This window comes from Devosia sp. Root436 (genome assembly GCF_001426345.1).
Classification (GTDB): Bacteria; Pseudomonadota; Alphaproteobacteria; order Rhizobiales; family Devosiaceae; genus Devosia.
The window spans coordinates 1-25,845 of the sequence record NZ_LMEM01000003.1 but is presented as its reverse complement, the minus strand read 5'-3'; the positions used below and the strand labels follow the sequence as shown (position 1 = coordinate 25,845).

The following is a 25,845-nucleotide window of genomic DNA, read 5'->3' as shown; positions in this document are numbered from 1 at the left end:
AAGCGCGAAGCGGTCATCGCCTCCAAGGCACCTTTCCTCCGCAGGTAGAATCCTCGAATGACTAGCCGTGTCACCCCCGCCAGCGCCGTGGAGGCGCCAAAAGTGTGCCGCTGGGCAGCATGAAGTGCCAAGTCCGGCGGAGCAGACAGCGATTCGTCCCGCGGCACGCCCGACGGTGCGAGGTCTGCCCGCACGAGACCTACGGTATGTGACGCATCCATTAACGCGCGAATTCTGCCGCTCCGACACAAACTAACAGCAGGATATTCTGCCCGCCAGCAATCGGCCGCAGCACGTTGTCGAGTGGCTGAGCTAGAATGAATAGAACAAAGGAGTTCCCATGCCCGCGCCCCTCCTACATATCGAGTCCAGCGCCGACCTGCCTCGAGAGGCGGACGTGGTCGTCATCGGTGGTGGCGTGGTGGGCGTGTTCACCGCCTACTACTTGGCGCGCCGGGGCGTTCGGGTTGCCTTACTCGAAAAGGGACGCGTCGCCGCCGAACAGTCGAGCCGGAACTGGGGCTGGTGCCGTCAGCAGAACCGCGACGCACGCGAACTACCGATGGCCACCAAGAGCCTTGAGCTGTGGGAAAACGTCGCCGCGGAGACCGGCGAAGACACCGGCTTCCGACGCTGTGGGTTGCTTTACCTTTCTCAGGACGAGACCCAATTGGCCGGATGGGCAAAGTGGCGTGACTTCGCGAGCACCGTCGGGGTCACGACACACATGCTGAGCGGTCAGGAGGCCACCGAGCGGGGCAAGCCGACCGGCCGCAAATGGAAGGGTGGAGTGTTCTCGCCAACCGACGGAACGGCGGATCCCTCACGTGCAGTGCCGGTTGCCGCTCGCGGCATCATGGCCGCGGGCGGCTCCGTGCATCAGTTATGCGCCGCGCGGGGCATCGAGCTGAGCGCCGGTCGGGTCAGCGGGGTGGTTACCGAAAAAGGCACGATAACCACCAGAACCGTGGTCATGGCAGGCGGCGCATGGGCTTCCTCCTTCTGCCATCAGTTAGGCATCCGGTTCCCACAGGCCTCCATACGCTCATCTATCCTGGCGGTCGCTCCGGGCACATCAGAACTGCCTGTCGCCCTTGCCGCGCCTGATGTTTCATTTACGCGCCGCGGCAATGGCCATTATACACTGGCGATCAGCGGCCGGGCGCGCGTCGACCCCACGCCACAGCAAGTTCGGTTCGGGCGGGAGTTCCTGCCCATGTTCGCTCGCCGCTGGCGCAGCCTCTCTCCTGGGGGGCTGGACGGGTGGCGGCAAGGTCATGAAAGCCTGGAAAAGTGGTCGCTAGACGACATCACTCCAATGGAGCGTAACCGCATTCTCGATCCTCGGCCCGACATGGCGCAGATTCGCCTGACCTATCAGCGCGCGTGTGAGCTGATTCCAGAGGTTCGGAACCTGTCGATTTCAGACGCCTGGGCCGGGTATATCGACAGCACACCTGACGGCGTCCCCGTCATTGGCGAGATAGAAAGCATTCCCGGCTTCATCCTTGCGGCCGGGTTCAGCGGCCATGGCTTTGCGATCGGACCTGGTGCAGGGCACATGATCGCAGACATCATCACAGGAAAGCCACCGATCGTTGATCCGGCGCATTTCCGGCCCGAGCGGTTGAAAACCGCGGCCTGGGGCAAGGTCGCCGAGTTCTGATTGACATCAAAAGGCATGGGAAGAAAAATTTAGCCTGGTTGCATCCTCATGCCGACTTAATCGAGGAGAGCGACCGCCTGCTGTCCCGCCCTCCGCTCGCGCTGAGTACATGAAACGGAACTCTATCTGGCGCAGGAGATGACATTCAAGCGATGTCTGGCCGTGGAAGCAGCGCACTAGGTCCGTAGCTGCATGGGCGAGGATGCCCGGGGGCGCAGGCGGCTGCCCGCGAAAAGCGACCACCCGTCCTCGTGAACGGCTAGCGGCTACATTGCGGCATAGTTGGGGCCGCCGCCGCCTTCGGGCGGAACCCAGTCGATGTTCTGGTTGGGATCCTTGATGTCGCATGTCTTGCAGTGCACGCAGTTCTGCGCGTTGATCTGCAGCCGAACATCGGAGCCGTCGGCGACCCACTCATAGACGCCAGCCGGGCAATAGTGCTGCGACGGCCCAGCATAAACGCCATACTCGCTCTGACGCTGCAGTGCGGGGTCGTTGACATGCAGATGTGGTGGCTGATTCTCCTCGTGGTTGGTGTTGGACACGAATATGGATGACAGACGGTCAAACGTCAGCTTTCCGTCGGGCTTTGGATAAGAGATGGGCTGGTGCTGTGCTGCCGGCTCGATCGATTCATGATCGGCCTTCCCATGCGCTAGGGTCCCGAAAGGAGAAATGCCAAACAACTGCTGGCACCACATGTCAAAGCCCCCCATGGCGATGCCGCCCAGCCCGAAGCGCGACCACAGCGGTTTGACATTGCGCACCGGCTTCAGGTCGCGGCCGATGGCGCTGCCCCGCCACGCTGAGTCGTAGCTATCGAGGCTGGCCGGGGCGTTGTCACTCGCCAAAGCCTTCACGAGCGCGTCGGCGGCCAAGATGCCGGACTGCACCGCGTTGTGGCTGCCCTTGATGCGCGGCACGTTGACGAAGCCGGCCGCGTCACCCACCAAAATTCCGCCGGGAAAGCTGAGTTTGGGAACCGATTGCCAACCACCCTCGGAAATAGCGCGCGCGCCATACGAAATGCGCCGCCCACCTTCCAGGGTGGCCCGAACCAAGGGATGGGTCTTGAAACGCTGGAACTCTTGGAACGGCGACAAGTACGGATTTTTGTAGTTCAGGTGGACCACGAAGCCGACGGCGACTTGATTGTTCTCGAAATGATAGAGAAACGAACCGCCGCCGGTCTTCCAGTCCAGCGGCCAGCCGAAAGAATGCTCGATGCGCCCCGGCTGGTGCTTGGCCGGATCGATTTCCCAAAGCTCCTTGAGGCCAATACCGTATTTCTGCGGATCCCGACCGGCTGCGAGGTCGAAGCGGCGAATCACCTGCTTGGAGATCGAGCCCCGCACACCCTCGGCCAGCACCGTGTAGCGGGCGTGCAATTCCACACCTGGCTGAAAGCCGGGCCCCGGCAGGCCGTTCTTTTCAATGCCGACATCGCCCGTCGCTACGCCGATGACCTGACCGTTCGCGTCGTAAAGCGCCTCTGTCGCCGCAAAGCCCGGATAGATTTCGACACCCAGCGCTTCCGCCTTGCCCGCCAGCCAGCGACAAAGAGCGCCAAGCGATCCTACATAGTTGCCGTGGTTGGACATCAGGCGAGGCATAATCGGCGTCGGCAGGCCGAGGCTGCCCTTGCAAGTTAGCAGGCGAAAGATGTCCTTGGTCACCGGGGTGACCAGTGGACTGCCGTCGCTCCGCCAGTCCGGCAGCAGCTGGTCGAGCCCACCCGGATCGATCACGGCACCTGACAGGATATGGGCGCCGATCTCGCCACCCTTTTCGACGAGTGCCACCGACTGGTCGGGTGATTTCTGCTTGAGCCTGATCGCGGTGGCGAGCCCGCCGGGCCCGCCACCGACGATGACAACGTCATAGGACATAGTCTCTCGAGCTGTCTGCTCATCAGTCATGAGTAAAGTCCGTGTCATGAAATGAAATTAGTGCCCACGCCAGGTGCATGATCCGCGATATGCAACCCACCGCATTGCTGATCAGGGCCGGCGAGAAACCCTTTCAGAACGCGCGTGGCAACAGTGAGATCGGCGGGGTCGATATCCACCAGTTGTTCACCCTGGTAGCGCGACAGGTATTCAATCATCTGACGGCGCCGCTGATTTCCGGATTCCGTCAGCGCGAAACGGTGACCATCAAACAGTGCAACGTGGCCGTCAGCCAAGAACACGTTCAAGGAGTCTTCGACTTCGCGGCGGTCGAGATACATGCCCCTGGCGAGTTCGTCCGCCGTCAGAGGGGCCGACTGATGGAGGCCGGCGAGCACCTTGCTTCCTACCGGGGTGTAGCCCGCCACCGAGCGCCACCGCTCCAAATCGGCGTCTTCCTTATAGTGGGCCTTCGCAATCAAGGTCAGGAACGGCAATTCGTCGAGACCACGCTCTATACGCCTTTGGTCCCGCGCATTCCCTGCCACTTCGGGATGGTCCAGCATGATCCCGTATCGCCCTTGCGAAAAAGTCAGCGGGCTTCCCTCCAAGCGCCCGAAGTCGACGACCCGGCCGATCATGATGGTGTGGTCGCCGCCCTCGTACCGAGCCTCGCAGACGCAATCCAAATAGGTCAGCGCATCGTCGATCAACGGCGATCCCGTACGCCCACTGTGCCAATCCACCAGGCTGAACTTGTCGTCGCTGGCGCTGGCGAAAACCTGCGAGACGCCCACCTGATCCTCGGCGAGAATGTGTATCGCGAAATGCTCGCACTGTCGGAATGCTGCATGGCTGCGCGAGGTATGCGCGATCGACCAAAGTACCAGAGGCGGATTGAGGGATACAGAAGCGAAGGAATTGACCGTAACTCCGGCGGGGGCGCCCACCCCAGCTGTGGTTACTATAGTTACCCCCGTTGGAAAATTTCCAAGTGCGCGTCGAAATGCTCTAGCATCCGCGGCGGGGTCCCCGCCCTCTAGTATCAACCGTCTCTTGTCAGCCATCAACAACCCCGTCCTGCATTCATAATCTGAATTCAATTTAAGCGTTCGAGTACAGCACCCATTCTTTCCGCTTAAGCTTTCGCGCGTGCAGCACCCATTCTTTCCGCCTCGGAGTATGGGCCCCCGCCAAACCGCGACCGTCAGCTCATGTCCGGAACGCGCCAGCGTTTTCCAAATGCCGGACTGGGAAACGCTCCGTTGCCGATGCTCCCTTCTTCATGAATGTCCGGCCGAACGGGTCGAATGTGACCGTCCGAAAGTTGACGACAAACGGTCCGTATCGACGGATTGGCTCGAAGACCTTGCTGGCGAAGCCGATGGGATCATTCCCGCGGCGGTCACCACCTCAGAGCCGATCGGCCCGTCCCCCGGGGCTCTCAGAAGCTCTGCCTGCCGCTCTCGACTTCCTGGTTTGAGTTGACATTGCTTGCCTTAGCCCCTTTTGGCGCCAAAGCTGTTCAGGATCTGAACGACGGCGATGGACAGACCGACGATCACCAGGATGAGAGTCGAGACTGCTGCGAGCGACGGATCGATCTTGTAGCTCATTTCCTGCCAGAGCTGCTTCGGCAGCAGCGGCGTTCCCGCATCGGCGACGAAGAGTGCAATTGCTAGCTCATCCATCGCCTTGACGAAGGCGAAAAGCAACGCCGTCACCATCCCCGCCTTGAGAATGGGCAGGGTGATGCGCCGGAAGGCAACACCGCGAGTCGCCCCTAGCGTCCAGGCGGCTTGGTCGAGCCGCTCGTCGTAGTTGCGCAGCACCGCCATCACAGTGATTACCACATAGGGCAGCGAGAAGATGGTATTGCCTATGATGAGCCCGATGTTCGTGCCGACGAGGCCCACCTTCGCGTATAGATAGAATAGGCCTACGGCGACGATGATGTGGGGAAGCACCATGGGTAAGAGCATCAAGCTGAGAATAACGCTCTTCCCAATAACCCGTTGACGGGCCAGCACGAACGCCGCCGGCACGCCCAGGATCATCGATAGCGCAGCCGTTGCAAGTCCGACGCCGATTGAACGAACAGTCGCATCAAGCCAGACCGCGGACGAGAAATAGACTTGGTACCACTGCCACGTGAAGCCTTCAGGCGGCCAAGCAAGGAACCGATTCTCTGAGACCGAGATGGGAATGAGGAAAAAGGTGGGGAGCGCGAGGAACGCTATTCCGATGAGGCCGAGGATCCATAGCAACGATCGGCGTTCCTCCCCGAGACGCTGGCGGCGGTAAGGCAAGATCTTGCCGAGGAAGATTCCGGCATAGACCGATCCCCATCCGATCGCGGAGACAAGCTGCCGACCAAGGCCGCCAGGCAGCCTGCCGAACCCTCCCTTGCGGGTGCTGGCCCCTGCTCGAACTTCTCCGGTGAGGCTGGAGAGGCCGAGAGTACGATCAAAGACCACAACGACCAGAATGGTTGCTGCAAGGAGCACGACGCTCAGCGCCGCCGCGAACTCCCAATTCAGCGCCTCCTCGAGCTGGACGATAATGAGTTGTGCAAGCATGATATTAGACGGGCTGCCGAGGAGCTGCGGCGCGATGAAGAAGCCGAGGGCCGAGACGAAGACCATGAGACCGCTGGCCGCGACGCCCGGAAGAGAAAGCGGGAAATAGACCCGCCAGAAAGCCATCGACTTACGCGCTCCAAGCGTGCTTGCGGCGCTCGAGAGGCTGCGGTCGATGTTCAACATCACCGACAGCATCATGAGGATCGCAATCGGCATCAGAGCGTGGACCGAGCCGACCATGACACCGAAGAAATTGTAGATCAGGTCCAAAGGCCGCTCGATCAACCCAAGCGAGAGCAATGTCCGGTTGATCACGCCATGAGAGCCAAGGATCACCATCCAGGCGAGCACACGCACCAAAAAGCTAGTCCAAAGCGGCACCAGGATCCAGATCAACAGCGGATTGCGGTGACGCGCGGAGATGGTCGCGACCAGATAAGCAATGGGATAGCCGCCGACGATGCAGAACAACGTCGTCCACGCCGAATAGCTCAGCGTGTTGAGCACGACCCGGAAATAGGTCGGGTTGGCAACCAGGCGCTCATAATGGGCGGCGGTCGGGACACCCGTGTTATCAAAAAAGCTGAGAAAGAGAAGCTGCGCGACCGGAATCACGAAGACGATGGCCAGGAAGGCCACCGCAGGAACAAGCGGCAAATAGCGGGCAAGCATGCGCCTGTCGGCTCTGGTCGTCGGAAACTCGGTTGCTATCACCGTCATCGTCCAGCTTCCGCAGCTAGGTGCACCGTGTCGCACGCGTCCCAGCCGAGACGTATGGCCTCGCCCGGACGATGCGTTGTTCCCTTCTCTTCACTCCAGTTGACGGCGACCAGCCGCTCGCCGGTGACACTTCTAGCGACGTGTCGGCTAAACGCGCCGAGCATGATTGTATCCTCCAAAATCGCGTCGATGACTGTGTCAGCCCTTTCCGCCTCCTCCAGTATGCGAATGTTCTCGGGCCGCACCATGCATTTGCTGTTTGCTCGGTCGGATGCGGGAGCAATGAAGTTGGCATGGCCTACGAACTCGGCGGCGAAGACGCTACGCGGGCGGAAATAAATCTCTGATGGCGTTCCCAACTGGGCGATACCGCCGTCGTTCATCAGGCAAATGCGGTCGGACATTGCCATCGCCTCCTCCTGGTCGTGTGTTACGTAGAGGATAGTCGCTCCGAGTTCCTTGTGGAGACGCCTGATCTCCGTCTGCATGTCGTCCCGCAGCCTTTTATCGAGTGCGCCGAGCGGCTCGTCCATTAGGATGATCGACGGCTCGTATACCGAGCATCTTGCAAAAGCCACGCGCTGCTGCTGGCCGCCAGAAAGTTCACGTGGAAGTCGATCACCGACATGCGGCAGTTGTACGACCTCGAGCATCCGGGTGACTCGCCGGTCGATTTCGGCGCGCGGAAGGCGACGCATCTCAAGCGGGAAGGCGATATTTTGCGCAACTGTGAGATGCGGGAACAGAGCATAGTTCTGAAAGATCAGACCGACGCCGCGATCGTGCGGCGGCGTATCGGTGGACAGGCGGCCATCGATCCAGACGTCTCCCTGGTCGCAGGCCGTCAGCCCGGCGAGTATCTGCAAGAGCGTGGACTTTCCTGAACCGGAGGGGCCAAGCAGCGTAAGAAATTCTCCCTCCGGTACGTCGAGAGTAGTTGGCCGCAGAGCCCGGACTGGCCCGTAGCTCTTGGCGACCTGGTCTAATCTAAGTTTGGTCTTCATCGCATATCCTGCTCGATCGTGCGGCGCCACGCGCCGGGCTGGCTCCAACGTATTCCTCAGTGTGCATACCGGCTCTCCGGGGAACCAGAGACCAAGATTCTCGCTTCGAAGTCGTCCAGGTGAGAGGCCGCGACGTTAAACCCATCGCAGACCTCTCGCTCGGGGCGAAGGTATCCGCTACTTGCTCTGCACCTCCCCACAAGAGAGAGATGAGTGCGCACGCGCGCTTGAACATCGCCGACCATCGTGCCGGTCAGCGACTTTCCCAATGCGGGCAGGATCAAAGATAGCAGCTCGCACTGTTTCTCCAGCACCTCGACCTCGCTGCGTTCGATGATCGCCCACGCGCCCGGCAGCACCTTGAACTCGTGGCTGCGCCTGCTCCCCGGCATTTTCGCGGATGGCGACGCCGCCTGCGAAAATGATGATGTCGAAAGTCCCCCGCTCGGCCGTCCGGGCTGCCGCCAGAGAGTGCGACAGTCCGATTTCGCGCGCGAATTGGAGTCGCAGTGCCGCGAATCCGCCACGGTGTGGCCTACGCCCCGGACCGACTGTCCGAGCTTCATCTTGTCCTGACGGCCCACGACCCCGATCGTCAGCTGCCCAGGATCCATTGCTCGAAACGGGTGCGCGCGTCTTCGCCATGATCGAGCCAGAACTGCGCGTCCTGCTCGCGCATCTTGGCCAGGTTGTCCGGGTAGGTCGGTAGTGTTCGCGCGAGGTCGGCGTCGAGATGGTCGAACGCCTTCGGGTGCATCGGCCCCATCAGCGTGGACTTCATGAACTCTGCCTCATGTGCGGGCTGGGCCGCGAACTTGATGAATTCGCGAGCGACGTCGCCCTGCGGGCTGCCTTTGGGGATGGCCCAGCCTTGCGTGGTGAAGTAGCCGTCCGTGTAGCTGATCCCAACAGGAGCTCCGTCGTTCTTGAGCTTCTGCGCCCGGTGACTGCTGATGGGGAAAATGTCTAGGTCGCCGCTGCCGATAAGCTGGTCCATCTGCGGATCGGATTCCCACCACACAGCTATGTGCGGCCGGATTTCGTCAAGCCCGGCGAATACCTTGTCCCATCCTTCGGGGGTCTTGAGCATCGGATAGATATCTTCAGCCGGAATGCCGATTCCGCGCGCCGTCATTTCGATTGCGTCGACCGCACGCTTGCGCAGCGATCGACGGCCTGGAAACTGCGTGACGTTCCACATATCGCGATAGGAATCCAAGCCCTGGGGGAACGACGTCTCCCGGTAGGCCATGGTGAAGCAATAGAGGCCGTAAGGTAGCCAGTCGGGCATCACATTCTCGGCAGGTCGGGCGGCAATGTCCGGCGAATTAACGTCGATGGGATCCATCAGATCGGCGTCCCGCAGCCGGAAGTAAAGCTCCTTGGTCACGCCCGCTGCCATGCTCCAGCGATAGGCGCCGGTCTCAACGGAGATCTTAAACTCGTTGAAGGGAAAGTCCTTGGATACGACGCCGGTCGCCTTGATCCCGGTTGCGGCTTCGAACGGTTTGAAGAACGCGATGTCCCATATGTCACCGTAGCCCCCCGGCACCCGTACGGTAAAAGGTTCTTGGGCCCAAGCTTTGCGCAGGAAGGCTGGAGCAGCCAGGGTGCTTGCAGCAGCAAGGGCCCCGGCCTTCAAGAAAGTGCGGCGCGACGTTCCGATAGGCATGTTTTCCTCCGTCATGAGACTCGCTTCTTTTTCCCGAAGCCGAGGAGATCTAGCTCCCAACCGCGGCAGCGCAGACTGAATACATTTTTGAATTTTTCTCTGCACTTCATCCACCATGACTCCCACATTCCCGTTTGGCAACCCCAAAGATGGCCCATTCTGAATATCGTAGACAAAAATGTATTCAGCAACGTGCACCATATTGCATCACGCCGACGGACGGGATATGAGACTGTTGCAAACCCTGGTAAACACCTATGCGCACCAATACGACTGCTGTAATTGGAGCCGGTATGATCGGCATCAGCTCGGCTCTCTGGCTTCAGCGAGCAGGCCAAAAGGTCGTCGTGATCGACCCCCATCTTCCGGGCACCGGCGCCAGCCACGGCAATGCCGGCTGCTTCAACGGGTCGTCCGTGGTGCCGATGTCGATGCCGGGAATTTGGACGAGCGTACCGCGCTGGATGCTCGACCCGCTCGGTCCACTTTCGATCCGATTGGCTTACATGCCCACCCTCTTTCCTTGGCTATGGCGTTTCCTTCGGGCCGGTCGGCGGGAGGAGGTGAGGAAACAAGCGGCGGCACTGCGCGCCTTACTCGGGCCCACGCTTCCCTACCTCAAACAGCTCGTCGCAGGGGTGGGTGTCGACGACCTGATCCGGGAACAGGGTCACCTCTATGTCTATAGTTCAGAGAAAGCCCTGGCAGGCGACCATTTCGCCTGGGAGCTTCGCAGGGACGCCGGGGTTCAACTCGACTTGTTGGATCGGCGCCAGTTACGGGAATTCGACCCCGCTTTGTCGTCGTCCTACACGAACGGCGTTCTCATCCGCGAAAATGGACATACGACAGATCCGGGCGGCCTCGTCCTGCGCCTGGCCGAGCATTTCGTGAGACAGGGCGGCACCATCCACCGCGCAAAGGCAACCGGTTTTCGGCTTGATGGAGGACAGCTGCAATGCATCGAGACTGAAGACGGGACCGTGTCGGCCGACTCTGCCGTTATAGCTGCCGGAGCCCATTCAAAGGCGCTCCTGAAAATGCTCGGCGACTGGGTGCCCTTGGAGACCGAGCGCGGATACCACGTGATGATAAGTGATCCGGAGTCGCAGCCGCGAGTTCCAACCTGCGACGCGTCCAGCAAATTCATCACTACGCCGATGAAGCATGGCCTGCGCCTGGCGGGGACCGTGGAGCTTGCGGGGCTCGAGCAGGGGCCGGACTGGAAGCGAGCCCGCGCTCTGGTCAAGCTGGGCCAGAAGATGCTGCCCGGACTGCCAGCGTGCGTCGCAGAAGAGCGCCTCGTGCTCTGGATGGGTCACCGCCCAAGCCTGCCCGACTCGCTGCCGGTGATCGATAAGGCGAGCCGGTTTCCCGACATTGTATATGCCTTCGGACATGGGCATGTCGGCATGACCGCAGCGCCGATGACCGGACACCTGGTCGCTGACTTGATCCTCGGCCGCACTCCAAAGATAGACCTTGCGCCGTTCCGGCATTCACGGTTCTGACAGGAAAGGACTAGATATGATACAGCGAGGCCAGCAGACCCCCCTCTTCCATCGCTTTGTACGGCACGGCGATACGCTCTACGTCAGCGGCCTTATCGCCAACAACCTAAGCCAAACTATTGGTGGCCAGACACGGGAAATCTCGGACCGGTTAGCCGATATCCTGGGCGAAGCCGGTTCCGACATGGGCCGCATCCTTCAATCCACGGTTTACATCACCGACATGTCTATGAAGGCCGAGATGAACGAAGCCTGGAAAGCGAGTTTCCCGGCAGAGACGCTGCCCACGCGAGCGACGATCGGAGTTGCCGACCTGGGGCCGTCGGTGCTCATCGAGGTCGTTTTCGTTTGCGCCGTCTGAACGGCTGGAGCGGGTCTAAGGAAAATACGCCAATCACGCTGAGGGCAGGACATGATTGCTTGGTCGCGACGTCTCCCAACCAGGCGTAGCCGCCGAGACCTGCGATGACCGACCTGGGCACATCACGCGGCCAGGGGAGCGATAGCGGTGACTACGGTCGGCCTCCGTGAGGCACAATGGTCTCTCAGGTCAATCCTGGGCGTCCGCACCGTCCGGGTCTCCTGCGGCAGCTAAATATCATTGCTGCTCCCGCTCTACCTTCGCGTGGCTTCGACGCCGCAGCAGTCGGCATGATCATCTCCTATATGTTCCTTGGCCCTCACCTCGGGCGCTGCCGGGGCTCACGCCCCCACGCCTAGGCCTGAGGGCGCTGCTCTGTGTCGTCCGCCACGGCATGGTTGTCGCGGGAGTCCGCTGATCGACGTAAGCATCCGGCGAGGACTCCGCCGGAGGCTTACTGATCGACGGACGGCCACCCTACCTTCGCTGATCGCTCCCTCGCGGGCGCTTTGCGGATGGACGACTTCGACGGTTATTTTTGTCCGCTACGTCCGGTTGGGCCTTGCCGTCTGCGCGATCTATGAGCGGAAGCGCCGCGCCAGCGCGCCCTGCTTCCGGTTCGCTCAGCAAGTTGCAGCTGACTGCGATCATCTCCGTCGACGCGTTCAGCGGCAGGTTCAGCTTCAACGCTCTGATCCTTACGAACCGCTTCCGCGATACGATAATGGAGAGCGGGGCCCTGTTCTTCACGGCGGGAAATTTGGCCGCGGCGGCTCAGCTTCTCGCGGCGCCGATCAGCCGCCGCATGGGCCTCGGCTGCACGATGTTTTGTGGGCGCGTCCCCGCAAACCTGCTGCTGTTCCTCGCCGCGCTCGCTCCCAACTTCGGCATCGCAACGGCCTGCTTCACGCTGTGCGACTTCCTTTCGAAACTCGACGTTCCGACACTCGCAGCCATCGGCCTCAGCCAGTCGGGCCGGAAGACGGCCGCGATCAGGTTCACCCTGATGTCATTCAGTTTGGCTGCGGCAGTGGCGCCCCTTCTTACCGGGTGGCTTTGCTGTCATTCTCGACTACAACCGCGAAGATAGTACTTCTGGGCGGCCGCTACGCCTGAACCCAGCCTGACCGGCAGCCCCAAATCCGCCATGACCATCTCGGCTGTGGCAATACCAGAAAGAGCCATCGCCTCTGTCAGGCTGCCCAGATGACCAATGCGGAATGCCTTGCCGGCCAACTCCCCTAGCCCAGTGCCGAATGAGACGCCATAGGCGTCGAGCGCATGCGCCACGAGCCTGTTTGCGTCAAATCCGTCCGGAACGCGAATTGCGCTGACGGTATCGGAATAAAGCTCCGGTCGTACCGCGCAGAGCTCCAATTCCCAGGCGCCAGCCGCACAGCGTATGCCTTGCGCTATACGATGGTGCCGTGAAAAGACGTCTTCAAGACCTTCTGCAAGTAGCATCTCAGTGGCGACCTTCAGGCCGTTCAGCAGGCCGACCGGTGGTGTGTACGGGAAGCCCCCCGCGGCATAGGCGGCGACCATGTCGCGCATGTCGAAGTAGCTGCGCGGCAAACCCACCTCGCGCATAGCCTGCATCGCTTTCGCAGATAGGCCGAGGATCGCGAGCCCCGGCGGCAACATGAAGCCCTTCTGCGAGCCCGTGACGGCAATGTCGACGCCCCACTCGTCCATGCGGAAATCCATCGAGCCGATCGAGCTCACGCCGTCGACGAAGAGCATCGCAGGATGCACGGCCGCGTCGATGGCGCTGCGCACAGCTGCAATGTCAGAACGCACGCCCGTCGCCGTCTCGTTGTGAGTAGCGAGAACAGCCCTGATCCGGTGGGATCCGTCGGCGGCCAGAATCTCCTCCACGCGGTCTGCGGGAATGCCTTCGCCCCACTCCTGTGGGATCACGATAACATCGAGCCCGTGCTTGCGGCACATGTCGATCCAGCGATGGCTGAACATACCGTTGCGTGTTGCCAGCACCTTGTCACCAACCGAAAGTGTATTGCCGATCGCCGCTTCCCAACCGCCCGTACCGGTTGCCGGGAAGACTACTATCTCGGCCAGCTCGCTCTTCAAAACCTTTTTGACGCCGCGGAGTGCGGGGCGGAGGATATTGGCGAACACCGGGCTACGATGATCGAGCGTCGGCATGTCGACAGCCTTGCGCAATGCTTCCGGGATATTCGTAGGTCCAGGGATGAAGATTGGATTTTGGCTGCTCATGACGGTTGATCTCCGGATGAAGGGACAATAATCACGGCTGCTCCGCCCGGTAATTTATTGAGATTTTTTCTATTGTGTATAGGAGCAATTGTTGTGATATATCAACATGTTATCGCGGGCCACGCGCTTGCCCGCGCCTCGTGCCCCCGTGACAGGAATACGAGATAGGCACAGTCGCCAACGATTCCTTCGACATCAATCGGTGAGGCAATAGGAAGGGTCAGTTCGCTGAGTCGCTTGCCAGGGATATCAGTTGCTTCTCCAGCTCAGGGAGGGCCTCGAAGAGATCGGCGACGAGGCCGTAGTCGGCGACTTGGAAGATGGGGGCCTCCTCGTCGTTGTTGATGGCAACGATTACCTTGGAGTCCTTCATGCCAGCGAGATGCTGGATCGCGCCGGAAATGCCGACGGCGATGTAGAGGTCCGGCGCCACCACTTTGCCGGTCTGACCGACCTGCCAGTCGTTGGGTGCATAGCCGGCATCAACCGCCGCGCGCGAGGCGCCCATAGCCGCGCCGAGTTTGTCTGCAACCGGCTCGATATATTTGGTAAAGTTCTCACGGCTCTGCATGGCTCGGCCGCCTGAGATGATGATTTTGGCCGCAGCGAGTTCCGGTCGCTCGCTCTTGGAAACCTCCTCACCGACAAAGCTCGAGATAGCCGGTACCTTCACTACCTTCGCCTCTTCGATTGGGGCAATGCCGCCCTCGCCTGTCGCTGGGAAGGCGGCAGTTCGCACTGTAACTACCTTCTTCTTGTCCTTCGACTTCACTGTCTGGATGGCGCTACCGGCGTAGATAGTCCGCTCAAAGGTGTCAGGCCCCTCGACTTTCAGAATGTCGGAGATCTGCATGACGTCAAGGAGCGCCGCGACGCGGGGCATGAAGTTCTTACCTGAATTGGTCGCCGCCGCGATGATCGCTTCATACGGTTCGGCGAGCGACAAGATGAGCGCGGCAAGCGGCTCAGCGAGCGCATGCTGGTAAGCGGCATCGTCGACAAAGAGGACCTTGGCGACGCCGTCGAGCCTGGCGGCCGCTTCAGCCGCCGGTCGGCAGCCCTTGCCCGCAACGAGGACATGCACGTCGCCGCCCATCGCCTTTGCGGCCGTGAGCGTCCTATTCGTCGCGTCTTTGAGCGTCGTGTTGTCGTGCTCGGCAATCAAAAGCGTTCTCATCAGAGGACTCCGGCTTCGTTCTTGAGTTTAGCGAGGAGATCGGCGACGCTTGCAACCTTTACCCCCGCCTGCCTTATTGGCGGTTCTGTGGTCTTGAGCACTTGAATGCGCGGCGCGACATCGACGCCGTAATCGCCCGGCGTCTTCTCATCGACCGGCTTCTTCTTCGCCTTCATGATGTTCGGCAGCGACGCATGACGTGGCTCGTTGAGGCGCAGATCGGTTGTGATAATTGCCGGCCTGTTGAGCCTTACCGTTTGCAAGCCCCCGTCGATCTCTCGGGTGACCAGGAAAGCAGTGTCCTCGACAGCGACCTTCGAGGCAAAAGTGCCCTGTGGCCAGCCAAGCAATGCCGCCAGCATCTGTCCGGTCTGGTTGCAATCGTCGTCAATTGCCTGCTTGCCCAGGATCACAAGGTCCGGTTGCACGGCCTCGACAACACCCTTGAGAATCTTCGCCACTGAAAGGGGCTCGACCGTGCCATCGACCTTTACCAAGATGCCGTGGTCGGCGCCCATGGCGAGCGCAGTGCGGATCGTCTCCTGCGCCTGCTGTGGCCCGATCGAGACGATTATCACCTCGCTCGCCTTGCCGGCCTCCTTCAGGCGCAATGCTTCTTCTACAGCGATCTCGTCGAACGGGTTCATTGCCATCTTCACATTCGAAAGCTCAACCCCCGAACCGTCCGGCTTCACCCGGACCTTCACATTGAAATCCACCACCCTCTTCACGGCTACGAGTACTTTCATCAAAACACAACCTCCCGTTCCAACACGAAAACTCTCCAGACGGCGCTTACGTCGAGGCCCCAATTCCCCCGGAGCGGCGATTGATCCATGCGTTGACACGCGTCGACAGTACGAAGATGCTCGGACGAAGCATCGTCATGTCCTCCTCAGCTACTGACACGCAGGCTCTCTGGATCATGCAGGGCACGCTCCAGAATGTTTACGGGCAGTCTACTGCCTCGCACCAAGCAGTTGATGGTCTTGCCACCCCTCCCGAAACCATCCTTTACGGAAGCGAACGCGATGCCCGAACCTATGGATGGCCCATAGGCCGACGAGTGGACATGTCCAACCACGTCGTCGCCGTCGAACAAGAGGCTGCCCATTTCGGGGGGAGATCCATCGAGATCGAACGATATGTGGACGAGGCGAGAGAGCACGGGTTGTGCCGTATCGAGGATCGCGCGACGACCAATAAAGCCTTCTTTACTGGGATCGACGAAGCGGCTGAGACCCGCTGAAGTTGCTGTCTGACTTGAGTTGAAGTCTGCGCCCCAGAGTGGCCATCCAGCCTCGAGCCGCAGTGTGTCGTAAGCCTTGAATCCAAAATCAACGATTTGGAATTCCTCACCCGCGGCCGCAAGCGCTTCGTAGATACCGGTCTGATATTCGAGAGGGTGGTGAAGCTCCCATCCAAGCTCGCCGACCATGTTGAAGCGCAACGCGCGCGCGCGACCGTACGCAATATCGATATCTGAGACCGTCAACCAAGGGAAAACTTCATTGGACAAGTTCGCTTCGCTCACTTTAGCGAGTACTTCGCGGGCTCTTGGCCCCGACAATAGCAATGCTCCATAGCGACCGGTGACATTCTCAAGCTGTACGCTTCCGTCCCGCGGCAATTGTTCATTCATCCAAGAGTAATGGTGTAGCTCCGCTTGCGGAGCAGCAGTCAAATAGAAACGATCAGGCTCAATGCGCGCGATTGTCGTGAAGCACATCACTTGACCGCGCTCATTGAGCATGGGGGTGGAAACAATACTTCCGACGGCGGGGAGACGACGAGCGCAGAGCCGGTCAAGAAAGGTACTGGCGGCTGGTCCAGATACTTCATACTTCGCAAGCGCCGTGAGATCGAGAATGCCGACGCTTTCGCGCACATCTAGTGCTTCGGCGCGCGCCTCCTCGACGCCATTTGAACGCGCATTGCCTCGCGAGAACCACATAGGCGTTTCCCACCCGAGCTGGGCTGAGAAATGCGCACCTTTAGCCTTGAAGCGATCGTAAAGCGCGCTCGTCCGCGCCGGCCGACCCGCTAACCTTTCTCCTGAGAGATCAACAGTTCCAAACACATGCGCTTCGCTTAGCATGGCGCGAATAAACCGCTTGTTGGCGTAACTGCCGAAGCGGCTCGCGTACAACTTAGAGACGTCGATGCTCGGACTGCCTTCGATCAGCCATTCGGCGGCGACGTGCCCCAGTGCGGCTCCCTGGCTAATGCCGTTGGCGAATCCCGCCGATATGTGAACGTTCCGTAGTCCGGGTATGGGACCAATCAGGCCCTGCAAATCCGGGGTACGACTCGTTGGACCACAAACCTCGGTCTTAATCCCAACCCTGCTGAGCGCAGGAACGCGCGCGATTGCGGATTCGAGACTATGAGCGCCCCGTTCCAGATCTACCGGAAAGAGCTCTTGACCAAAGTCGTCAGGAATTCCGTCGAGGAAACAGTACGGTGTATGCGGCTCGTGCACGCCAACGAGCAAACCATTGCGCTCCTGGCGAACATAGAACGGAACCGCGAAATCGCGCAGCATTGGCACCTTGCGATCAAGTTCCATGAGCTCCGGCACCTCGTCGGTGACAAGATATTGCCGCTCGGTCGGCACGATTGGAACGTGTGCGCCGGCCATCCGCGCAATGACTGGCGACCAAAAGCCAGCGGCAATCACCACGTGCTCGGTGATGATATCGCCTTTGTCAGTGCCAACCTTCCATTCACCATTCAATTGCTCAGTCAGACCAGTAACTTTGGTATGGCGATATATCTCCGCGCCCTTGGCGCGCGAAGCGCGCGCAAAGGCGTGGGTCGTCATGCTCGGATCAAGTACCCCTTCGTCTGGTATGTAGGCTGCGCCGAGAATACCGTCGAGTTCCATCAGAGGATGCAGCTTCTTGATCTCGTCAGGACCGATCATGTGATAGTCGATGCCGGCCGCTCGAGCGCTTTCCGTGCGGCTCGCGTATCGCTCAAGCAGATCATTTGTCTTTGCGATCAGGATTGATCCCGTGCGGGTCCAACCGAGATGCTCTCCCGTCTCGTTCTCCATTTCGCGATAGAGCTTATGAGCGAGCACATTAAACTGATTGACGGCTGGATTGCCGTCTACCAGAGAGACGTTTCCAGCAGCGTGCCAGGTCGTTCCTGCGGTGAGGTCCATGCGCTCGATCAGCACCACATCTGTCCAACCGTTCTTGGCCAAGTAGTAGAGGATGCTACAACCGATAACGCCTCCGCCGATCACGACGACACGAGCATGACTCTTCATCTGGAAACTCCCAATCATTTTGAAGTCTCTTCGCCTGCGGCGAGGAGAATAGTTGCATACGCGGCCATGCCGAGGCACCCACGCTTAGCAGCGTCGGGAATTCACCCTGCAAATTGACAGATCGACAACTGCTAGCGCAGTCGCGCGCGGCATGATCGACCGACCCCGACAGCTCCTGGTACTCGCCTTCGACCGCTACTGGTAGGAGAATTGCAGAAATGCCTCCGGTCCGCAATACAAAAGTGTAGACAGAACGACACACACAAAAATAGGCACGCCGTTTTTTGGGCTTCTCTGCGTTGCTGTGTCGCCGCGCGCGCGTTCCCACAGCTGTTCGGGGACCTAGGTGTCGCCGACTTGATCGCGGCCTTCCACGCCCGATCTACCACCGCCAAGTCCCGGTGGCGAAGTGACCTGACTTGATCGCAAACCCTACTGTCACCGACGCCATTCTCAACACTGAGACGCGGGTCCAACCTGGGACCTCTCAATGACCTTTTGCAGGCCGAGCCGACGAAGGGCGCTTGTCTCCATCTTGGCAGGGAGCATACTCCGAGGCCGGAGACGTTGATGCGGAGGGACCAGGACAGATGACGAATCGCGTGCAGTCGGCGTTCCGTAGGTTGAAATTGGACAAACGATGCCTTCTGCGCTGGCGCAGCCCAACTACTTCGTTACAATCATTCTGCAGCAGTCTTACTGTTATCCGCGCTGATACTGCTAATTTCGTTCGCCCCTGCGAATATTTCGCCATAGCCGATTTTGATGATTTCCACGATCTGTTGATAGCGGCGGCGTATATGGCTATCCATCAATCGACCAGCCTCATCCGGATCCCGTGAAGCGATAGCGCGCGCGATGGCAATGTGTTCCTCGCGCGAATTGCGCCGCGCGCGCCTATCGATCCAACGCGCAAAGTGAATTCGATTATTCACGCCGCGCAGCATGTTGACGAGTTCTGGATTGCCGGTCAGTTCCGCAATCTTAATGTGGAAGGCCTCATCTTGGCGAAGCAATTCAAGTTCATTGTCCGGCTCTTCCTCGGCCGACACCATTTGAACTAAGCTTTCCATAGCCTCATCGGTTGCCCGTTCTGCTGCCAGTTTGCTGGATTGGACCTCTAGTGAGCAGCGCAAATCATAGAGGTGATATACCTCCTCGGGATCCAGAGACCGGCGGAAGAAACCGAGGTTGGGCTTCACCACAAGGAATCCCTCGGCAACCAGCCGATTAAGTGATTCCCGCAACGGAGTACGACTCACGTTCAGTTTCGCTGCTAGCTCTACCTCATTGATTCGTTCACCTGGCTTGAAGGCATAAGTGATCGCCATCTGTTGGACACGATCATAAACTCGGCTAGCCGATCGGGCCAGTTTGGGCTTGGCTTCAGTTTTCATGCGTTCCTCGCAAAATTGCCGGAGTTGTATGATATCCAGTGGACGGCTTTGTGTACAGATGGAGATGGTTGCACACCGCTGCCCGACCCGCGTTTCGGTCGGGGCTGTGAAGTCCGGCATGGGGCTAATTGCGCGCCCCTGATGGGTGCCGACCGGATAGGTCGCGCGGACGGACCGGCGCAAGGTCGTGAACGCGCTGCTCTACATCGCATCAGCGGGGCTGCGCATGCCGGCTGCTTGCCAAAGGACCTACCGTTCTCGACTATGCAAAAAAATACTTCAGTTGCGCGCTGTAAACAACAAACTTGTCGTACCGGCGCACGAACCGAAAGGTGGGAAGTCAGCCCGAAGGCGGACGTTAAATAACGGCCAACGCAAAAATGACGGAGAGCGGCGGAATCCGAGGATCCGATGCAGGAAAGAAGATGACGGGGCGCAAGCGCCGCATCGTCGTCGACACGCTGGGCCCGCTACGTGGTAGTCCGTTCCACCCGCCACCGGTCCACCATAGCCTGGGCGCCCGCCTCAACCTGGCTGTCGCGGCACTTTGCCCGATTCGCAAAAAGGGGGGCGGACAGACCGCCCCCCATTCTCGATTAGACGGCAGGCTGCCGACGCAGCTTCAGGCGCTCCTTAGGGCCGGCTCTAAACCCACGGCTGCTGCCAGTCCGCCGATATCCTTGATCTCGGTATATTCGTAGAACGGATTGGCGGGCTCGTGGCCGCGGTTGACCCAGACCTTGCTCTTGATCCCCAGGTCATAGGCCGGCATCAGGTCATAGCGGAAAGAGGACGATACGTGGGTAATGTCTTCGGGACCGCAGCCGAGCTTGTCGATCCTATACTCAAAGCCCTTCATCAGCGGCTTATAGGCGCCAACCTCTTCGGCGGTGATGACGGTGTGAAAGGGCGCACCGACCTTTTCCACATTCGACATGATGAGGTTGTTCATCGAGTTCGACAGGATCACCAGCGGAATTTCCTTGGCCACCTTGATGAGTCCTGCCGGAACGTCCGGGTGCGGGCCCCTGGTCGGCACTTCGTCGTTGATGCGTTGCGCGTCTTCGGCCTTGAACGGGATACCAATGCGCTTGCAGCTGCGCTCCGCAGCATTGTGAACTACCTCGGCGAAAGGCTTCCATGCGCCCAGGACCTCGTCCAGGCGATAGCCCTGAAAGCCTCGACGAAGCTGGCCATGGCCTCGGGAGAGAGACGCTCGGAATACACGCGCCGCGCGGCGCCGGCCATGTCGAAATTGGTCAGCGTCCCGTAGCAGTACCGCAGCCCAGATACTCGTCACGCAGGGCCTGTTGCGCCAGATACCGAACCGAGGCTTCGTGCTGCCCGAATTCGGACCGGACGACATTGTCGACATCACACGCGTACGCGGCGCATAGAAGGCGAGGCCATTCGTTTGGTCGTGCTGACCGGGATCATTCCCCCCCTGGCGCTCGAGGCGGTTGCGGTCATGCATACGACCCTGTCCCCCACAGGTCCGCGCTAGTGACCGCGGACCGTGACTTCCATCGCGCCATCATCGCGGCGAGCGGCAGCGCTCGGTTGAAGCGAACCTATTCGGGCCTTGAAGGCGAGATCGAGCTTCTCCTCGCGCAGCGGCAGGATTTTTACGGCACGCCTGAAGAAATGGCGGAAGAGCACGAACGAATGATCACCAGCCTAAGAAGCCGCCACTACGACACGGCCCGGGACGCGTTCAAGGAGCACTGGGAAGATCTTCAGATCAAGCTGCTCGATCAGCGGTGACGCCGAGGCGCCCATCACCGATCTTATTCAGCGCGCCGTAGTACCAGACTTGGTGCCCATCGGGCCTTACTTTCGGGAGTTCTTCAGATAGCGGCGATGTCCAGCTTCGAGCCGTCAACCAGCCGTGATAGGCGGAAAGGCGTAGGATCGACGCTTGGCTTGTCGTTTGCAATAAGCTCTGCGGCCAGATAGCCCAGCCCAGGGCCCAAACCGAAGCCGTGGCCCGAGCAGCCCGCCGCAAGGACTAGGCCCTCCACCGCATCCACCTGCGACACCACCGGCACCGCGTCCGGCGTGCAATCGACGAACCCGCCCCAGGCACTGTCGATCTTTATATCGCCCAGTTGGGGAAAGGTCGTCCGGACACTCTCCACCACCTGGCTTATCAGCCATTTCAGGGGTGGAGGATCCAGCACCCGGTTCTGTTCGAAGATGCGATCGTCGCTGGCCAGCAGGGACGACAGTGAATCCGGTCCAGAAAGGAACGATTGGCCAATGCCGAGCCTGACGTTCTTCAGGCGACGGAAGAATTGCGGCATGAATTCGCGGCTATACCTGATAGCCTGGGGCGTGATTTCTAGGTTCGCTTTGCCGCTGATGGCGAGCGTATAGCTTCCATCCAGGCGACGCGTGATCGTACAGTAGGGTGTGGAGATCGCCTCGCCTATGTTGATTGTCGGGGTAGAACGCAGCGCGGTCTGCCGGATGCTCGCCTGGGGGAAACTGATCCCGAGCGGCCTCAGGAAGCGCGAGGACCAGGCGCCAGCGGCGCACAGGATCGCGCTGGTTTTAACGTAACCCTTCTCGGTGTGTACGCCCGCGATCTTGCCATTGGCCAAGTCGAGCGCTCGCGCGGCGCATCCTTGGTGGATCGTGGCGCCCAGAGCTCTGGCGCCCTCGGCGATAGCCGGCGCGGCGAGTGCAGGTTCGGCCTTGCCGTCCCGTTCCGAATAGGTCCCGCCGACCCATTTGCCGCGCGCTTCGGGGACACGCTCGGCCAGCTCAGCCCGGCTGAGCAATCGGGTGTCGACGTCGTACTCCTTGGCGACCTCGCGCCACTTTTCCCAGCCGGCGAGCACCGCCTCGTCGTGCGTCGCATAGATGAGACCGCAGCGTCGAAATCCGAGGTCCCGACCGATATCGCGCGTCAGCTCGTCCCATAGCCGCATGGAGAGAACCGAGAGTGGCAGCTCGCGCCGGTCGCGGTTCTGCTGGCGACACCAACCCCAATTTCGGCTCGATTGTTCACAGGCGATGTGGCCCTTCTCGAGTAGAGCCACAGACAGGCCACGCTTCGCCAGGAAATACGCGGCCGTGGAGCCGAGGATGCCGCCGCCTACGATGACGACATCGACCTCGGCCGGGAGGCGTTCGTCGCTGTGAATGCGTTCGACCCTAGGCGACATATTCCAACCAACCTCGGCAGCTAAAAATGCGGAAGCAAAGTTCCGATTACCCTCATTAATCGCATCGCCCGCTCGAAAGAATGTGCCGAAATCACTCAGGACTTCGCCGGGTGCACGGTTATTTTGGTCGCTCAACCGATACGATCTGCTGGCCAGCCCGGTGCGTCGCCGTCATAGACAGTGACCTGCTTACCGGCCCTTGCAAGGACAAGAGCGGCGTTGAGGCCCGTGAAGCCACCCCCGATGATCGCCACTTCCGTGGAGGAGGTCAGTTCGTCGGCGCTGCTCCCGTTCGGACGGGCTTCATCCCAAAACGGGCGGCGGCGGCATCATCTGTAAAGAACGGCGCGTTTAACCCAGACATGTCGCGCTCTATTGGAAAAAGATCCGCTGCCCGCAAACGACAGACCACCTCAATCTACCGCCCAGGCAGTTCAGAGGACGACGGATCGCGAGACATTTGGTGTTGGAGTTCGCCGTAGCGCAGAACAAAATAACGCTGATTGGCGCGCTCGTCCAACTTCTGGACGTTCTGGCATGGACTGCCTACCAGGTTAGTGCGTCTCCACCCGGAGCGGCCGTCCCATTAGCGTTGCTTCCTAGTGCTGGCGCACAATTGGAGGTGACGGACTAATTGCGGGATCATTCTAGTTCACCGCTTTGCCGAAGCGTGCCTCCGACGATTGGAACTTCTGGGCCAGCGGGGTCATACAGGTGCATGCGCTTTAGATACTCAGCATAGTCCTTGACCTCCCGCACCGTGCGCGTCTTATCCCAGCCTAGGATTTCCCCGGCAATTTCAGCAACCCATGGTGCTTCAGACAGCCCCATGCCGGCCGACCACCCCATATGCAGGCGACGAAACATCAAGTCGACCAAGCTTCGTGGCGTCGCCTCTCGTGCCGCGTTGCGGACCTCCTCAGGCGTCACGGTCGGCACAAAATTTTCAAACAGCTGCCATGTTCGTCCGGTTGGTGGCAACTTGGCGGCATATGATAGCTGCTTTGCGGCGCCGCTGGGGGAGAGATATGCTTTGGCGATCGCCATCGCGTCTTGCCCGGCCGATCGATGACTGTTGAGCGGTCCGCCGGTCATCGCGTATAAACCAGGCATCCCTTGATCGGCCAGATCGTGCATAACGCGTCTCCTCAAGCCATGACCGACAGATTTGGTCAAAGGTCGAACCCCCGCCCACGAGAAAATCACGTGTTCGCGGCGAAGCCCCATCCCTGGCATCCAGTACGCCGCCTCATCCAAAATCCAGTCTATGTCCGCCTCTGTTGGTCGGATGTCGTCTAGGCTACCTTCATACGGCGTTTCGGTGGGACCAAGATAGTGAAGATTGCCCCATGGCAAGATATACATGTACTCGTTTTTGCGGTTGTACCAAACGCATGATTTATTTCTGCAATGCTCTGGCAGTTGGAGCATTACATGAACGCCCTTGGTTCCCGCGATCATTTGGGGCGCCTGCCGGGGTGCCATACGATTGACCTCGTCGATCCAGACGCCGGCCATACTAAAGACCATGCGGCACTTTATAGTTGCTTCCGATTCACCCGCGCCGGTGCCGGACTCGACTATAGTTGCCTTCCAATTCCCATCGGGTTTCTGTTCCAGTCGGGACAAAGCGGCATAGTTTAAGGTCAACGCGCCAAGATTTTTAGCATCCAGAACCGTGTCCACCACGATGCGCTCGGGTGAACGGTAGAGAAAATGATCGATGATCGCGATGGAGGAGATCCTCTCTGGTTCGCGCATCCACTCCACAATTGGCATATTCTTGGCTTCACGCCCTGAAACACGGCGGTAATTCAGCTTTTGCCCGCCTGTGCCTAACAACTGAAGCAGCAGTACCCCCGCGTCAAACTGCCAGGGTTTGACTGATCCGCCCTTTATGATCGGAAAGACGAACCCCATCCGTGCAAGACGATCCGGCGTCTCGCGCGCAAACTGGGCTCGGTTGGAGAGTGCCGCTTTGGCCATCCGGCAGCCAGAAATGAACCGCCCCGGTCGTAGCAGGGGATCCCATGGAGAGTGTCCCAATGCCAGGTAATTCATACCGTTTCCGAGGCTGCGGCTGGAGCGACTGCTGGAACCCGAGCCAAAGTCACCTTTGTCGACAAGCAGCACCGAATAGCCAGCGGATGCCAGATGTTGCGCAGTGGCAGAACCGTTGATCCCGCCGCCGACAACAAGTACGTCGAACTCACTGCCATCCAACGCTTCAAGCTCAGATTGGGACATGATGCTGTGGTCTCCTGATTATTTTGTAATCTTGGCCGCATCTAATACCACCGGAAGGCTGCGGCAGCGGCCTCACGGGCGCCGCCTCCTACCAGTAAGGCGTGTTGGTATCAGCGACCTTTGCCCCGTTCACTTGGCTGGTTTCCGTTCGGTTTCGGGTTGGTCGAGAGGCGATCAAATCTGATCGCCGCGCACTCAGCCGCTCGACGGGTGGATGGCGATCATCCATGCGGCAGTGTTNCGGGCGCCGCCTCCTACCAGTAAGGCGTGTTGGTATCAGCGACCTTTGCCCCGTTCACTTGGCTGGTTTCCGTTCGGTTTCGGGTTGGTCGAGAGGCGATCAAATCTGATCGCCGCGCACATCCAGAGCGTCACGCAGACCGTCACCGATGAAGTTGAAGCTGGTCACCGCAATAGTGATCATGGCGCCGGGTACGATCGCCAACCAAGGTGCGTTGCCCAGATATTGCTGGGCCCCCTGGAGCATATTTCCCCAGCTTGGTACCGGCGGCTGAATGCCGTAGCCCAGGAAGCTGATATAGGCTTCGAGCAGGATAGCGTGGGCGACAGTCAAGGTGGCCGTTACGATGATCGGTCCCACGGCATTTGGCAGGATCTCGCGGAACATGAGATGCGTCCCGCTCAGCCCCAGCATGCGACCCGCCAGGACGAATTCGCGTTCGCGCAGCGAGCGGACTTCGGCTTCGACGATACGGGCAACTTGCATCCAGCTGGTCACCGCAATGAGGACGGTGACCATCAACGGACTGGGACGCAAAGCGGCGGCCAACGCAAGGAGCAGGAAGATGGATGGAAAGGCGAGAAACCCGTCGACCACGCGCATCAGCACAGCACCAACCCAGCCACCGCGATAACCGGCGATGACGCCCACAAGCGTGCCCACCAATGTCGATAGCACCATGGCGAAGAAGCC

19 protein-coding genes and 2 pseudogenes are annotated in these 25,845 nt (G+C 59.9%); 6 read left to right on the top strand and 15 right to left on the bottom strand.

The window, feature by feature from the left end; all coding sequences use genetic code 11:
• The first annotated feature begins 340 nt into the window (after window positions 1-340).
• The gene (locus tag ASD04_RS04745; protein ID WP_056253343.1) at window positions 341-1,666 is read left to right on the top strand and encodes an FAD-binding oxidoreductase; all 1,326 of its coding nucleotides are present in this window, start codon (window positions 341-343) and stop codon (window positions 1,664-1,666) included.
• Window positions 1,667-1,932: 266 nt separating this feature from the next.
• Here ASD04_RS04745 and ASD04_RS04740 read toward each other — a convergent pair whose 3' ends face one another.
• The 5 genes from ASD04_RS04740 to ASD04_RS04715 all read right to left on the bottom strand — a co-directional run bounded on the left by ASD04_RS04740 (window position 1,933) and on the right by ASD04_RS04715 (window position 9,734).
• Window positions 1,933-3,585 carry an electron transfer flavoprotein-ubiquinone oxidoreductase gene (locus ASD04_RS04740; protein WP_056253339.1) on the bottom strand — a complete coding sequence of 551 codons (1,653 nt, stop codon included), beginning with the start codon at window positions 3,583-3,585 and terminating at the stop codon, window positions 1,933-1,935.
• 14 nt (window positions 3,586-3,599) lie between these two features.
• Entirely contained in the window at window positions 3,600-4,622 is a 1,023-nt protein-coding gene (locus tag ASD04_RS04735) for a flavin reductase family protein (protein WP_162245105.1), read from the bottom strand.
• A 432-nt stretch (window positions 4,623-5,054) separates the two neighbouring features.
• Complete coding sequence (locus ASD04_RS04730) at window positions 5,055-6,857, bottom strand: ABC transporter permease subunit (RefSeq protein WP_244488252.1); 1,803 nt, start codon at window positions 6,855-6,857, stop codon at window positions 5,055-5,057.
• Window positions 6,854-7,861: an ABC transporter ATP-binding protein gene (locus ASD04_RS04725; RefSeq protein ID WP_056253333.1), complete on the bottom strand. Its 1,008-nt coding sequence runs from the start codon at window positions 7,859-7,861 to the stop codon at window positions 6,854-6,856. The genes ASD04_RS04730 and ASD04_RS04725 overlap by 4 nt, the downstream gene beginning before the upstream one ends.
• 595 nt (window positions 7,862-8,456) lie before the next feature.
• Window positions 8,457-9,734, bottom strand: coding sequence for an extracellular solute-binding protein (locus ASD04_RS04715; protein ID WP_082530998.1), 1,278 nt, complete (start codon window positions 9,732-9,734; stop codon window positions 8,457-8,459).
• A gap of 56 nt (window positions 9,735-9,790) precedes the next feature.
• On the opposite strand from ASD04_RS04715, the gene ASD04_RS04710 reads away from it, so the two are divergent.
• From ASD04_RS04710 to ASD04_RS04700, 3 genes are all read left to right on the top strand, one after another.
• Window positions 9,791-11,044, top strand: a complete 1,254-nt coding sequence (locus ASD04_RS04710; protein ID WP_056253326.1) for an FAD-binding oxidoreductase — start codon at window positions 9,791-9,793, stop codon at window positions 11,042-11,044.
• 16 nt (window positions 11,045-11,060) lie between these two features.
• Window positions 11,061-11,405, top strand: coding sequence for a RidA family protein (locus tag ASD04_RS04705; protein ID WP_056253322.1), 345 nt, complete (start codon window positions 11,061-11,063; stop codon window positions 11,403-11,405).
• A 580-nt stretch (window positions 11,406-11,985) separates the two neighbouring features.
• Window positions 11,986-12,495 (top strand): hypothetical protein, encoded by a 510-nt coding sequence (locus ASD04_RS04700; RefSeq protein ID WP_056253320.1) that lies wholly within the window; start codon window positions 11,986-11,988, stop codon window positions 12,493-12,495.
• Here the strand turns inward: ASD04_RS04700 and bhcA are convergent.
• From bhcA to ASD04_RS04675, 5 genes are all read right to left on the bottom strand, one after another.
• On the bottom strand, window positions 12,468-13,643 hold the full coding sequence (bhcA, locus tag ASD04_RS04695; RefSeq protein ID WP_056253317.1) for an L-aspartate--glyoxylate aminotransferase BhcA: 1,176 nt from the start codon (window positions 13,641-13,643) through the stop codon (window positions 12,468-12,470). The two genes, ASD04_RS04700 and bhcA, sit on opposite strands and share 28 nt — an antisense overlap.
• A gap of 220 nt (window positions 13,644-13,863) precedes the next feature.
• Window positions 13,864-14,820 carry an FAD-binding protein gene (locus ASD04_RS04690; protein WP_056253314.1) on the bottom strand — a complete coding sequence of 319 codons (957 nt, stop codon included), beginning with the start codon at window positions 14,818-14,820 and terminating at the stop codon, window positions 13,864-13,866.
• A complete protein-coding gene (locus ASD04_RS04685; protein ID WP_056253311.1) occupies window positions 14,820-15,569 on the bottom strand; it encodes an electron transfer flavoprotein subunit beta/FixA family protein in 750 nt (249 codons plus the stop codon). The genes ASD04_RS04690 and ASD04_RS04685 overlap by 1 nt, the downstream gene beginning before the upstream one ends.
• A 146-nt stretch (window positions 15,570-15,715) precedes the next feature.
• The gene (locus ASD04_RS04680) at window positions 15,716-18,097 is read right to left on the bottom strand and encodes an FAD-dependent oxidoreductase (protein ID WP_162245104.1); all 2,382 of its coding nucleotides are present in this window, start codon (window positions 18,095-18,097) and stop codon (window positions 15,716-15,718) included.
• Window positions 18,098-18,777: 680 nt separating this feature from the next.
• Entirely contained in the window at window positions 18,778-19,494 is a 717-nt protein-coding gene (locus ASD04_RS04675; RefSeq protein ID WP_056253304.1) for a GntR family transcriptional regulator, read from the bottom strand.
• Between the two features lie 336 nt (window positions 19,495-19,830).
• Between ASD04_RS04675 and ASD04_RS19825 the strand changes: the two are divergent.
• Window positions 19,831-19,973 (top strand): annotated as a pseudogene (locus ASD04_RS19825) (IS5/IS1182 family transposase); the annotation flags it as partial.
• A gap of 143 nt (window positions 19,974-20,116) precedes the next feature.
• On the opposite strand, the pseudogene ASD04_RS04670 reads toward ASD04_RS19825, so the two are convergent.
• Window positions 20,117-20,742, bottom strand: a pseudogene (locus tag ASD04_RS04670) (haloacid dehalogenase type II).
• A 255-nt stretch (window positions 20,743-20,997) separates the two neighbouring features.
• Between ASD04_RS04670 and ASD04_RS19820 the strand changes: the two are divergent.
• Window positions 20,998-21,258 (top strand): FCD domain-containing protein, encoded by a 261-nt coding sequence (locus tag ASD04_RS19820; protein WP_244488250.1) that lies wholly within the window; start codon window positions 20,998-21,000, stop codon window positions 21,256-21,258.
• Between the two features lie 83 nt (window positions 21,259-21,341).
• Here the strand turns inward: ASD04_RS19820 and ASD04_RS04660 are convergent, their stop codons facing one another.
• From ASD04_RS04660 to ASD04_RS04650, 4 genes are all read right to left on the bottom strand, one after another.
• Window positions 21,342-22,664: an FAD-binding oxidoreductase gene (locus tag ASD04_RS04660; RefSeq protein ID WP_056253301.1), complete on the bottom strand. Its 1,323-nt coding sequence runs from the start codon at window positions 22,662-22,664 to the stop codon at window positions 21,342-21,344.
• A 131-nt stretch (window positions 22,665-22,795) separates the two neighbouring features.
• The gene (locus ASD04_RS19815) at window positions 22,796-22,918 is read right to left on the bottom strand and encodes an FAD-dependent oxidoreductase (RefSeq protein ID WP_244488249.1); all 123 of its coding nucleotides are present in this window, start codon (window positions 22,916-22,918) and stop codon (window positions 22,796-22,798) included.
• A 388-nt stretch (window positions 22,919-23,306) separates the two neighbouring features.
• On the bottom strand, window positions 23,307-24,911 hold the full coding sequence (locus ASD04_RS04655) for an FAD-dependent oxidoreductase (RefSeq protein ID WP_056253300.1): 1,605 nt from the start codon (window positions 24,909-24,911) through the stop codon (window positions 23,307-23,309).
• 340 nt (window positions 24,912-25,251) lie between these two features.
• Window positions 25,252-25,845 (bottom strand): ABC transporter permease (locus ASD04_RS04650; protein ID WP_056253297.1); only part of this gene is annotated, 594 nt, incomplete at its 5' end.